Genomic DNA, 12,195 nt, shown 5'->3' with positions numbered 1-12,195 from the left:
GAGTTTTATAAACAGTCGTTACATTTTTTTGATCGAACCGCGAACGAGTGATAGGAAGTGTGCCCGGACACGTTCTGTCGTTTCGATGACTTCATCATGATGTAACGGTTGATCGAGAATGCCTGCTGCCATGTTCGAGACACACGAAATCCCAAGGACACGCATATCTGAATGACGGGCAACGATGACTTCAGGGACCGTCGACATACCGACGACATCTCCTCCAAGCATCCGTGCCATCTTGACTTCTGCAGGTGTCTCATACGTTGGACCTGTGTTTCCGAAGTAGACACCTTGGCGAACACGAATACCGAGCTCGTCCGCTGTTTCTTGTGCGAGTCGAAGTAATTCCGCATCGTACGGCTTCGACATGTCAGGGAAACGTGGTCCCATCTCGTCGACGTTCTTACCGATCAACGGATTCGTACCGAAGAAATTGATATGATCCGTGATCAACATCAAATCTCCTGGTTCGAATGCTTCGTTACACGCACCGGCTGCGTTCGTGACGATCAGTGTCTCAACGCCAATCGCTTTCATGACGCGTACTGGGAACGTCACCATATCCATTGAGTATCCTTCATAGAAGTGGAATCGTCCTTGCATCGCAACGACTTGTTTCCCTTCAAGTGTTCCGAAGACGAGTTGTCCGGCGTGTCCTTCAACCGTTGAGACCGGGAAGTTCGGGATTTCATGGTATGGAATTGCGATCGGGTTTTCGATCTCATCAGCGAGGACACCCAGTCCTGAACCGAGAATCAATCCGATTTCCGGTTTCGCCTGCATCTTGCTTTCTAAAAACGAACGTGTTTCATTCCAGTTGACTGTCATCTGAATCGCTCCCTCGAATTATAGTTCTGTTAAAAAGCTTGTTCCGTGCGCCGGCATTTTGACACCGAAGTTTTCAGCAACCGTTGCCCCAAGATCAGCGAACGTCTCACGGATACCGAGCGGTTTTGCGACACTGTTTTTGTGATAAGCAAGCAACGGTACGTATTCTCGCGTGTGGTCTGTCCCAGCATGAACCGGGTCGTTTCCATGGTCAGCCGTGATGATCAAGAGATCATCTTCTTTCAAGCGATCAAACACTTCCGGAAGACGGGCATCGAACTCTTCGAGTGCTTGTCCGTAACCTTGCGGATCGCGACGGTGTCCGAACAACGCATCGAAATCGACGAGGTTCAAGAAGCAGAGTCCGTTGAAGTCTCGATCGAGTTGCTTCATGAGTTGATCCATGCCGTCCATGTTCGACTTCGTACGGATCGCATCGGTCACGCCTTCGCCGTCATAGATATCAGCAATCTTACCGAGTGAGATGACATCAAGTCCAGCTGTCTCAAGTTCGTTCATGACTGTCCGGTCGAATGGTTTAAGGGCATAGTCGTGACGGTTCGCTGTCCGAACCCATGCTCCTGCCTCACCAAGGAATGGACGTGCGATGATACGACCGAGCATGTACGGGTCATCCCGCGTAATATCGCGTGCATATTCACAAATCCGGTACAGTTCCTCTAATGGAACGACTTCTTCATGAGCTGCGATTTGAAGGACAGAGTCTGCCGACGTATAGACGATCAAGGCGCCTGTTTCAACATGTTCTTGTCCAAGTTCGTCTAAGATTTCCGTACCAGAAGCCGGTTTATTCCCGATGATCTTCCGCCCTGAGAACTCTTCTAAGCGATGAATCAAATCATCTGGGAATTTTTCGAAGACACGGAATGGTGTATCAATCCGCAATCCCATGATCTCCCAGTGCCCTGTCATTGTATCTTTCCCTGCAGATACTTCCTGCATTTTCCCGTATGCCGCAAGCGGTGCTTCTTCAGCCGAGACACCTTCGACCGGCTCGATATGTGAAAGTCCGAGCTTTGCCATGTTCGGCATGTTTAATCCGCTACGTTCACGCGCGATGTGACCAAGCGTATGTGAACCAAGATCTCCGAATTGTTCAGCATCCGGTGCTTCTCCGATTCCTACGGAGTCCATGACGATCAAAAATACACGTTTAAATGATTGAGCCATTTGCTATTCCTCCTATTACGAGCTGTAGTTGTGCGATTCCCGTTACGAATTTTCCCGTAAAGGAACTAGACAAAACGCATTAATTGTCTGAAGTCAGACCTTTAAAAGATAGAACCATCATGCCCGTGGATGATGTTTCTTATACACGTCATGGAGTCGTGCTTTATTGACGTGTGTATACATTTGTGTCGTCGACAAATCAGCATGCCCTAGCATCTCTTGCACGACGCGTAGATCAGCACCATTTTCAAGAAGATGGGTCGCGAACGAATGACGCAAGACATGCGGCGTGATTTCTTTTTCGATACCGGCTTCCTTTGCCCGTCGTTTGATCATCTTCCAAAAACCTTGTCGTGATAAACGATCACCGCGACTGTTCAAGAAGACATCGTCCGTCTGTTGACCACCGAGACTATTACGCGCGAGGTCAAGATATGTCCTGACGCTTTCAATCGATGTCGAACTCATCGGGATGATCCGGGACTTGTTCCCTTTCCCGATACACGACAGATACCCTAGTTCGAGTTGCAAATCGTTCAACTTCAGTTGTAGCAGTTCGCTGACGCGCATCCCTGTTCCATAGAGAAGCTCAAGCATTGCTGCATCTCGTCGTGTAAGCGGATCGACACCGACGACCGAATCAAGTAAACGTTCGACGTCGGTTTGACTCCAGACGACGGGAAGCTTCTTCTCCGGTTTCGGTAAATCAAGATGACGGGACGGATCATGCGTCGTTAGTTTCTCTTCGACCAGATATTGATGGAACGAACGGATTGAGCTCGTCGCCCGGCGGACCGTCGATCGTGACTTGCGTGCTTCAAGCAATCGTTCAATGTGGTCGACGATATGATGTCGGTGAACCTGTTCAAACGAAGAAACTTCCGCTGTTTCGAGCGTCTGTAAGTATTGATTCAAATCATTTCGATACGCAGCTGCCGTATTCGCGGACATTTGCCGTTCAATCACTAAATAGTTGATAAATGCTTCCAGTTGTTCACGCACTGAACTCATCCTCTTCGTTTACGAAATCGCTTACTTTCCCATCATATCAAAGGTGTAAACCGTTGTGAAGAGGTCTGACCTATAAAAATCGAAAAAGAAAAACCATCCGAAATTTCCTCGGACGGTCAGACTGTTTGTGTTTGCGATTGTTCCAACGCTTCCCGAGCGTGACGCTCTTGGCAGACACGGCAGACGCCATGGAATGTCAGGCGGTGATCCTTGATTTTGAAATGGAATCGGGACACGATTTCTTTCTCTACTTCTTCAAGCATATCGTCTAAAATCTCTTCGACGGATCCACATTCGATACAGACGAGATGGTGATGCGAATGACTCGCACCTTCTTGTCGTAAATCAAACCGGGATACGCCATCTCCGAAGTTGACCTTATCGACGACTTCGAGCTCCGTCAATAATTCGAGCGTCCGGTAAACCGTCGCAAGTCCGATGTCGGAGTTCTTTTCTTTTACAAGGAGAAAGACATTTTCGGCACTGAGGTGATCCGACTCATGTTCGAGCAGGACACGCACAGTCGCTTCACGTTGGGGAGTCAGCTTATATCCTTTACCGCTTAGCTGTTTTTTGATGCGTTCTACACGACTTTCCATCATAGCGCCCCCTTTGTTCGAACTGATGCTATTATCATAGCTGAAACTCAGTCTTTTTTCAAATTAAAATGATTATCAACTGAAAATCATTTAAATGAGAATCATTTTAAAGTACGGATCTGCCAATGCTGAATCGCCATGATCGTCTTCGCGTCGACAATCGTTCCGTTTGCTACGAGTTCGAGCGCTTGTTCAAGCTTCAATGTTTTGTTCTCAAGGAACTCATCTTCATCGAGCTGACGATCACCGGCAGTAAGACCAATCGCTTCATAGATATGTACACGTTCGCTACAGAAACCAGGCGCACCGTAGAAATCAAAGACATGTCGTAACTCTTTCGCGACGTAACCTGTTTCTTCCTTTAATTCACGTCCGGCACAATCGAGTGGATCTTCACCTTTCTCGAGTTTGCCCGCTGGTATCTCGATCGATAGACTCTCGAACGCCTTCCGATATTGTTCAACGACAATCAGATCCCCTTGTTCATCAAAAGCGATGATGGCGACGGCACCATTATGATAGACCAGTTCACGAACCGAGGTATTACCGTTCGGTAACGTGACGACATGTTTCTCGACATCAAAAACTTTTCCTTCATAGATCACTTCACGTTCAATCGTTTTTTCTTCCATCGGTAGTGTTCCCCTCTTCTATCCTAGTTTACGTTCTCTGTCATGATTAGTATGCCGTTTCCGACGTATTGCCGCAAGACTTCAAGCCGTCTTTTTCATAAGATATGATACACTAGAATGCAGAAGTTCCAAACTTACAGTTCATTTAAGAAAAGAGGGAATTGAACATGTCATTAGGATTAGGTACGATGACGATCTTAAAACGCGGACAGGAAGAAGCGGCAGCAATCCTGCGGACGGCACTCGACGCGGGTATCACCCATTTCGACACAGCGGATGTCTATGCAAACGGAGCCGTCGAATCGATTATCGGTCAAACCTTCGCGCAAGAGGATCGTAGTCGATTGTTTCTTGCCTCAAAAGGTGGCAATCGAATGAATGCGACCGGAACCGGTTGGACTTGGGATCCGAGTTATGACTATTTGAAGCAAGCCTGTCTTGAAAGTTTAAATCGACTCGAAACACCTTACCTCGACCTATATTACGTCCATGGTGGCACGATGGACGACGATATCGACGCATCGATTCGCGCGATGGAAGACTTAAAAGCAGAGGGGAAAATCAAGGAATATGGTCTCTCGTCATTGCGACCGAACGTCATCGAATATTGGCTTGAGCATAGTAATTTCTCTTACTTGATGACGCCTTATTCATTGCTAGATCGTCGCATCGAAGAGTTGTTACCACGCTTAAAAAAGAAAAACATCCAAGTCGTTGCCCGCGGTCCACTGGCAAAAGGACTGTTGACACACGAAAGTGCCTCACGCCTGCAGTCGGTTGATCGTTTCGAACAGTTCGATAAAGAGACGCTCGAAGCCAGTCTACAACAATTACAAAACTTCCCGCTTCCAGCGCTTGCATTGCAAGCAATCGATCAACAGGTCGATATCGTCCTTCCAGGTGCGTCAAGCGTGTCGCAACTTCAAGCGAACGTCCAAGCGATGAAAGAGCCGGTTTCGCAAGCTCAGATCGACCAGGCGCTTGCTACACTGCCAGTTCATCACTATACCGAACACCGGTAAGGTTTAACACTCCATTTCTCCGGGAATCTCCTTCTTTGTAACGTTCATACAGAGGAGGAGTTTTATTATGGCACGTATTTTAATCGTATCAACAAGCGCAGATGACATGAATGGTCACAAAACAGGATTATGGTTCGAGGAGTTCGCAGCACCCTACAACCTGTTCAAAGATGCAGGACATGACGTGACGGTCACGTCCATCAAAGGCGGAGATGTTCCAATTGATAAAGCATCGATCGTCAAAGAAATCTTACCGAAATTCCAAGATGCTCGCCGTGCATTGCACGATACGAAAGCACTTTCTGAAGTAGATCCAGCATCATTTGACGCTGTCTACTTCCCAGGTGGTCACGGTGCGGTGGTCGACTTCCCGAATAACCCACAAGTGGCGAGTGCCATCGAAGCTGTCATCAAAAAAGACGGCGTCGTCGCATCGGTCTGTCATGGTCCTGCTGCCTTCGCGCACGTCATGATCGATGGCAAACCCTTCGTATCAGGTCGTCAAATCAACGGCTTTACAGATGAAGAGGAAAAATCAACAGGTCTCGAAGATAAAGTACCATTCTTGCTCGAGACGACACTTCGCAGTGAAGGGGCTACTTTCCTGACATCGGATGCTGGTAAAGAGTTCGCTGTCATCGATGGCAATGTCGTTACAGGACAAAATCCGGCTTCAAGTGAAGCAGTCGCAAAACTAGTCCTTGCGAAACTGGCTACACAGGCTTAATCGAGTAGTCTCTATACAAAATGGAGCAGGCGACATCATGTCGCCTGCTCCATTTTTTCACGTGAATTATAACCGATGAAGTGAATCCAATCGTTCGAGATTGGCTTCTGTCTCACGCTTTTTTCGTTCAAGCCGCTTTAACTCGTTTTCAAGTTGTTGCTGTTGAGCTCGCAGCATTGATCGTTCTTCCTCTGTAAAGGAACGAGCTACTTCTTTTTCTTTGAAATACCACCACTTTTTAATTTTCTCAGGTGGTGGTCCGATCTCAATCTGTTGCTCATGCTGTTTGACCTCATCCATTTGTTCAGCATGGGCCAATTGAAGCTGTTCTAATTCTGTCTCATAAGCTGTTTGTCTAGCTTCAAGAATCGGTGTCAGGTACGCAAGGATATGCGCCGTCAAGTCTCGCTCGACGACTCGTCGTAATACATCTCGACGAAGTGAGGCTTCCGAATTGCCCGAAGCATTCTTCCAGACGGTTGGATCCGCCTGTTCTAGAATCTCCTCTTCTTCCGCTTCTCCGAGCCAGCGTAATTTGAGTAATAATGGCTCGAGGAGTGCCTCCTCTACATACGCCGTAAATTGCGAATACGACGTCGCTTCTCGCGTCAACGGTTCTTCATGTAGGTGAAATAACGCTTCTGCCTCTTCTTCGATCCAGTCTTCGTAATCATTAAAGTACATGGTTTAACTCCTTACTTCATCTCATCAAAAACAAGACTGGCTCGAATCCGCCATCTACATGACAGTCGAGCCAGTTTTGTTAGACGTTCGCTCCGTTTTTTTTGATTTCCGCGATCGCCCAATCACACCAGTCCAAGTAATTCAACATCATACGCAAGCCGTATTCACTCGTCAAGGTCTCACCTAGTGTCGCACCGTTCTCGAGATGATCGTGACGCCAACTTTGCATCATCTCGACGGCAAATTGATGGTGTCGCTTCGATTCTTCTAGATAAGCGACAGCTTCCTCTGGTGGGAGCAGATGCAAGAGCGAGACACGCATCAAGTTCTCATCCTTCATCTTCGGTTTGAATTCATTCGGTGTCCGTAACCATTCGACGAGCTCCGTCCGCCCTTTATCCGTGATCGAATAGACTTTCTTATCCGGCAGATCTTCTTGAACGATATGAACGCTCGTCACAAGTTCTGCCTCTTCCATTTTTAACAACTCTCGGTATATTTGTGTATGATGTGCGGTCCAGAAGTGGATCATCTGTTTTTTAAAAGTCGCGCTCAAATCATAACCGGTCGCTTCCCCTTGGGTCAGCAGCCCGAGTAGTGCAAATCGTAATGCCACTGGCTGCACCTTCTTTCCTTCTTTTGTATATATACTTAATTATCTCAAATATACCTGAATTTCGCTACTCTCGTGTCGAACAAATGTACGAATGAAAACGACCTACGTCGACATCACATTCGATCGTAGGTCGTTCTGTGTCATGATTCTCAAGATTAGCTTAGGTTACGTAATCTTTCGATTCCCTGTTGGACATGTTTCCAGTAAGAAGAAGGATGCGGAACGAATTGATGACGATCGAACCATTCTCCTGTTTTATCCTGAATACGCTCAATCGTCACGTCAGCGATGCGATCCAACTGCTCAATCGAAAAAGCGATTAATCGTTTCACTTCGGTTTCCTGGAGCATATACGATTCTAACGCTTGATCACTTTGTGCGAGAAACACATGGCATCGTTCACAATCCCAAAGTGTCGCATCCCGAAACTCCTCCTCCTGAACTCCAAGAGGTATTAGTTGATCAAAGGTATAAGCTAAACCAATCTCTTCTTCGAGTTCCCGGACACCATCTTCAACCGTCTCATTTGCAAGCAGATGACCGGCTGCCGTGATATCGAGCATTCCCGGAAAGTCCTTCTTTTGTTCAGAACGTTGCTGGAGCAACACGACGTCCCGCGTTGGATCATAGACGAAACAATGAAACGTTTCATGCCATAGACCTTTTGCGTGGACTTCTGATCGCGGTCGCGGTCCGAGCGGATTCCCAGCTCGGTCCACCGTCATGATCATCTCTTGTTCACTCATCGTAACACCTTCGATGCTTGATGGAATCGTTCTCCAACCGTATAGAGTTCAGCGATCAAGAAGACACTTGCGATCCAGATGATAGCACTTGGAAACAGAATCATCGCCGTCAAGAATAGAAATCCTTCCGTTCGTTCGATGAGTCCTGGTTGATATTGAAACGACTTGTAACCGTAGTTCTCACTAACTGCTCCGATCGCAAGGAACATCGTCATCCCAATGACGAATGATGCGACAAGTAACAGAATCACAACCTGCGTTTCCGGAAACCGGAGTGCGAGACCAATTAACACTGACAGTTCGACAATTCGGTCGAGAACAAGATCAAGAATCGTACCAATTGGTGTTGTCTTCTCTTTTCTTGCCATCGTGCCATCAATAACGTCGAGCATACCCGAGATCCACAATAGGACAATTGCCGTTCCCATCATGTCGTTATAGACGAAAAAGCCTGTCGCACCACCGATGATGCCCGAAATGATCGTCACCTGCGTCGCTGATAATCCAATTTTCTTAAATAAGGTCGCCCCTTGATCAAACAGGGGTTGAACGATTTTACGCGCACGCGTATCTAACATGTCACCCCTCCTTTCTAACGATATACCCTTCTATCGAATGAATCGTCTCGTCTGAAGAAAGTACGAGCCGTTCGCCTGATGGCCGTTCCACTTCGTAGAACCGAACGCCATATTGAATGAGTTCTTTCGTAATCGTAACACGCTCATCCGTTTCCTTCGTCGGTCTTGAGACCAAGTTAACTGACGTCAACGGATACCAAGTCGCTTCGATGTAGATGCCTTCACCGAAAAACGGACTTGTCTGACTGAGCGTGATCGGTGTGCCGCGATCCACGATCCGTCCTTGTTCCAAAACATAAATGACATCTGCCATCGCCATTGCCTCTTCCCGGTCATGCGTGACAAGCAGTGTCGTGACGCCTTGTTCCTCGGTCAACTTTCGGATCAATGTCCGAAGTTCTCGTCGTCTCGGTACATCTAGACTCGAGAACGGTTCATCGAGCAACAAGAAGTCCGGCTGACTCGCCAGCGCACGAGCTAGACTCGCACGTTGCTGTTCACCACCTGAAAGTTCGTGGATGGCACTTCGTCCTCTCCCCTCGAGTCCAACGCGATATAACCAAGAATCAAGTTCGATCGGTGTTAACTGTTTCGCACCGAGGCGAATGTTTTGTTCAACGTTCAAATGCGGAAACAATAAAGAGCGTTGAAACATCATCGTCACACCTCGTTGATTCGGAGAGAGTGTCGTGACGTCTCGTTCCCCGAATCGAATCACTCCACTCGTCACACGTTCGAGACCCGCAATCAGGCGGAGAAGCGTCGTTTTCCCGCTACCACTCGGTCCGACTAAAGCCACGCATTGTCCAGACGCGATGCTTACATCGATATCAGACAACACTTGTTTGCTTCCAAATCGTTTATTGACTTGTTGTATCGTGACTTCCATTTAAACGCCTCCGTACGATTCGTATCCAGCCAGAAAAAATAACGGCTTGTAATACATAAAAAAGAATAGGTAATCCAATCAACCAAAGTGTCGCCAGACGAGCTGCCTCCTGGGAATTACCAGAATACGCCGGGAACACTTCCAGTGCGATCATGCGGACGATTCCGCCTCCAATCAACGCAACAAGAGCATATTGACTGATCGTGATCACGGTGACGAGCAACGTCACGGACTGTAATGTCGATCGTAACATCGGTCCCGTCAAATAAAACCAACGTTTGAATCGATTTCCTTCGAGCAAGACCATCTGTTCGAGCATCCGCTCACCGAGCGTCTGAAATCCGTTCGTGTACAAACGGACTGTATATGGCAATGTCGGCAGAAGCAACACGAGCAGTACACCGAAAAAACGATCTGCCAGACCGAGCCGGATCCATGTCAAATAGAGACCGAACGACAACAATAAGACGGGAACGAATAGCGGCAAACTAATCAAGAACTCTGCTATACGAATGCGTGTCCCGGTTTGAAAAGCGATCGCTTTTCCTGCCATGTATCCGAAGAGATGATTTAACAATATAACGGCACAGACCATTGCAATGGTCGTACCAAGCGTTGCTTCAAGACGCGGATTCCAATTCCATTCTCCCGGAATTAAACCGATCAATGGAACGTTGAAAAGAAGAACAATACATACGATGACGCTAGTTTTTTTCATTCACTTCGCCCCCTACTGATCTTCGTTGCCAACGGGCGGGTTAAACCCGTCATGAGCACTAGTAAGAGGAAAAGTCCACCCGTCAAGACGACACTCATCGCAAAAGCGAGCGGTTGTTCCGATAAATCACCTTGTGTGTATAAGTCAAAGGCATAGACGCCAAGTAATTTCGGATAGGTCACGCCGAGTAATGCCGGAATTTCATACGCAAATAAAATAAAGGCAAGTAAGATAAAGCCGGCTTCAAGCATGGGAACGAGCAGGAACACACCCCGTGCATGCCAGAATCGGCGCACTGGCGATAAATCGAGCATCATACCGAGTTCTTGGTAACGTGGATCGAGACGTCGTACAACCGGTAAGAGATAAAAAAAGACGAACGGAATTTCTTTATATAGATACGTCAAGATGACACTGATGTGGTTCCCTTCATGCGGTCCGATGACCGGCACATCACTGAGGTAGAGGATTGCAAGATACGCCGCTCCTAGATGAGGAATGAATAACGGAATCGCGAGCAACACCGCTAGCCGTGTTCTGCTCAAGATTCGTGCGAGCATCACACCGATGATCAAGGCAATGCCCGTACTCACGATGGCAACGTAACTACTGGCGGTTAGACTCTCTAAAAAGACGTCATCCGTCAGTAGCTCATGATAGTCGGCGGGTGACGTCAATGAAACACTGACCCACAGCCCGTATAAGACCATCCCTGCCATCAGAATTGCAGCAGGATATACGTTACCGCGCCACACGAGACGGCCATTCCTTACGGATCATCTCGAAGACCGATGGATCTAGTTCCGTCCGGACTTTCCCTTCAAAGACACTCGGCTTCGGTGTCGACGGTGCGGCCGGTACATCAGCGAACTGCTTTTGTTCTGCCTGATCAAGTGTCGACAAATCGAGACTCGTTCCATCGCCCCAGTAAGTCGCATCATATTTTTTCAATTGTGCCTCTGGTGACAACAGCGTATTGATCGTAACGAGTGCACCTCTCGGGTTCGGTGCGTTGAATGGCACGGAAAGGAAATGGGTCGATGCGATTGAGCCATCCTTCAAAACAATCGGACGCGTTTGTTTCGGAAACGTTCCTGACTTCACTTCTTGTTCTGCCCGTCGTTCGTTGAAGCCCATCGTGAAGTCGACGTCTCCCTTCGCGTATAACTGATCGAGTTGCGCAAGCGTTTTCGGATACGTCTTCCCCTTTTTCCAGAGGTACGGTTTGATTTCGTTCAGGTAAGCCCATGTCTTCTTGAAGTCTGCTTTTGGGTCTTTTAGGGTCGCGTTCGATTCGACACCATACATGACGTGACGGACGAAGGCGTTTCCTGTAAAATCCGTCACTTCTGGATACGTGAAGCGTCCTGGATTTTCCTTGACCCAAGACTTTAACGCTTGTAAGTCCTTTGGTGGCGACTTTACATCAGCTGCGTCATAGTGCAACGTATATTGGACTTTTCCCCATGCGGCTTCGAGCCCGTCTGTTTTCGTACCGCTATCTGAACTTTGGGCGGCAGCATCAACGTATTTCATGTTTGGAAGAACTTTTGTAATTTCCCCATAAAGTAACTCATCTTTTTTAGCATTCAAGAAGTTATCGCCATTAATCCAGACGACATCGATGACGCCTTTTTCCTTACCTGCCTTTTTCTCAGCACGTAATTTTTGAATAATATCTGCCGTCTCGATCGGAACGCGTTCGAGTGTAATATTATGTTCCTTCTTCAGACGGGGCGTCACATATTCATCGATATAAGCGTTGATTCCGTCATCGCCCCCCCACATGTACATCCGAACCGTTGATTTTTCTGCTTCTTTCTCAATCGTCTGGTAAGCGGTTCCTAAAACGTTTTTCGGTTCCGGTGTCGCATCCGGCGTCCCGCACCCGGCAAGCAAGGTACCTAAGGCAAGAAAGCTCATTACTTTTGTTTTCATTCGTTGTTCTCCT

At 47.6% G+C, this 12,195-nt stretch carries 15 protein-coding genes; 2 read left to right on the top strand and 13 right to left on the bottom strand.

The genetic code is table 11. The annotated features are described in order from the left end of the window. Positions 1–18: 18 nt before the first annotated feature. The 5 genes from Q7C19_RS01755 to Q7C19_RS01735 form a co-directional block, all read right to left on the bottom strand. Positions 19–831: a purine-nucleoside phosphorylase gene (locus Q7C19_RS01755; protein WP_029341181.1), complete on the bottom strand. Its 813-nt coding sequence runs from the start codon at positions 829–831 to the stop codon at positions 19–21. A gap of 18 nt (positions 832–849) precedes the next feature. Further along, positions 850–2,022, bottom strand: coding sequence for a phosphopentomutase (gene deoB / locus Q7C19_RS01750; protein WP_375091465.1), 1,173 nt, complete (start codon positions 2,020–2,022; stop codon positions 850–852). A 117-nt stretch (positions 2,023–2,139) separates the two neighbouring features. Further along, on the bottom strand, positions 2,140–3,024 hold the full coding sequence (gene xerD / locus Q7C19_RS01745; RefSeq protein ID WP_056060398.1) for a site-specific tyrosine recombinase XerD: 885 nt from the start codon (positions 3,022–3,024) through the stop codon (positions 2,140–2,142). A gap of 125 nt (positions 3,025–3,149) precedes the next feature. Next, positions 3,150–3,632 carry a ferric iron uptake transcriptional regulator gene (fur, locus tag Q7C19_RS01740; RefSeq protein ID WP_023467675.1) on the bottom strand — a complete coding sequence of 161 codons (483 nt, stop codon included), beginning with the start codon at positions 3,630–3,632 and terminating at the stop codon, positions 3,150–3,152. A gap of 101 nt (positions 3,633–3,733) precedes the next feature. Beyond that, positions 3,734–4,264: an NUDIX domain-containing protein gene (locus Q7C19_RS01735; protein WP_035408909.1), complete on the bottom strand. Its 531-nt coding sequence runs from the start codon at positions 4,262–4,264 to the stop codon at positions 3,734–3,736. Between the two features lie 167 nt (positions 4,265–4,431). Here Q7C19_RS01735 and Q7C19_RS01730 point away from each other — a divergent pair, with 167 nt between their 5' ends. Together Q7C19_RS01730 and Q7C19_RS01725 are read left to right on the top strand one after the other, a co-directional pair. Continuing rightward, positions 4,432–5,286, top strand: a complete 855-nt coding sequence (locus Q7C19_RS01730; protein ID WP_308101223.1) for an aldo/keto reductase — start codon at positions 4,432–4,434, stop codon at positions 5,284–5,286. A 67-nt stretch (positions 5,287–5,353) separates the two neighbouring features. Further along, on the top strand, positions 5,354–6,013 hold the full coding sequence (locus Q7C19_RS01725) for a type 1 glutamine amidotransferase domain-containing protein (protein WP_375091464.1): 660 nt from the start codon (positions 5,354–5,356) through the stop codon (positions 6,011–6,013). 66 nt (positions 6,014–6,079) lie between these two features. Here Q7C19_RS01725 and Q7C19_RS01720 read toward each other — a convergent pair whose 3' ends face one another. The 8 genes from Q7C19_RS01720 to Q7C19_RS01685 form a co-directional block, all read right to left on the bottom strand. Then, positions 6,080–6,697, bottom strand: a complete 618-nt coding sequence (locus Q7C19_RS01720) for a hypothetical protein (protein WP_375091463.1) — start codon at positions 6,695–6,697, stop codon at positions 6,080–6,082. A 79-nt stretch (positions 6,698–6,776) separates the two neighbouring features. Further along, positions 6,777–7,313, bottom strand: a complete 537-nt coding sequence (locus tag Q7C19_RS01715; protein ID WP_035408921.1) for a PadR family transcriptional regulator — start codon at positions 7,311–7,313, stop codon at positions 6,777–6,779. Positions 7,314–7,468: 155 nt separating this feature from the next. Then, positions 7,469–8,059, bottom strand: coding sequence for an NUDIX hydrolase (locus Q7C19_RS01710; RefSeq protein WP_035408926.1), 591 nt, complete (start codon positions 8,057–8,059; stop codon positions 7,469–7,471). After that, positions 8,056–8,637 (bottom strand): CDP-alcohol phosphatidyltransferase family protein, encoded by a 582-nt coding sequence (locus Q7C19_RS01705; protein WP_035408929.1) that lies wholly within the window; start codon positions 8,635–8,637, stop codon positions 8,056–8,058. Before Q7C19_RS01705 ends, Q7C19_RS01710 begins: the two co-directional genes overlap by 4 nt. A 1-nt stretch (position 8,638) precedes the next feature. Continuing rightward, positions 8,639–9,526 carry an ABC transporter ATP-binding protein gene (locus Q7C19_RS01700; RefSeq protein ID WP_035408932.1) on the bottom strand — a complete coding sequence of 296 codons (888 nt, stop codon included), beginning with the start codon at positions 9,524–9,526 and terminating at the stop codon, positions 8,639–8,641. Next, on the bottom strand, positions 9,498–10,244 hold the full coding sequence (locus tag Q7C19_RS01695; protein ID WP_329470414.1) for an ABC transporter permease subunit: 747 nt from the start codon (positions 10,242–10,244) through the stop codon (positions 9,498–9,500). Before Q7C19_RS01695 ends, Q7C19_RS01700 begins: the two co-directional genes overlap by 29 nt. Next, the gene (locus tag Q7C19_RS01690) at positions 10,241–10,999 is read right to left on the bottom strand and encodes an ABC transporter permease (protein ID WP_308101220.1); all 759 of its coding nucleotides are present in this window, start codon (positions 10,997–10,999) and stop codon (positions 10,241–10,243) included. The genes Q7C19_RS01695 and Q7C19_RS01690 overlap by 4 nt, the downstream gene beginning before the upstream one ends. Next, positions 10,986–12,182 (bottom strand): ABC transporter substrate-binding protein, encoded by a 1,197-nt coding sequence (locus Q7C19_RS01685; RefSeq protein WP_035408940.1) that lies wholly within the window; start codon positions 12,180–12,182, stop codon positions 10,986–10,988. The genes Q7C19_RS01690 and Q7C19_RS01685 overlap by 14 nt, the downstream gene beginning before the upstream one ends. Positions 12,183–12,195 lie beyond the last annotated feature (13 nt).

This window comes from Exiguobacterium sp. PHA03 (genome assembly GCF_041945985.1).
GTDB lineage: Bacteria > Bacillota > Bacilli > Exiguobacteriales > Exiguobacteriaceae > Exiguobacterium_A.
Note: the sequence above shows the minus strand (reverse complement) of the source record. Positions and strands in the feature narration are given on the sequence as shown.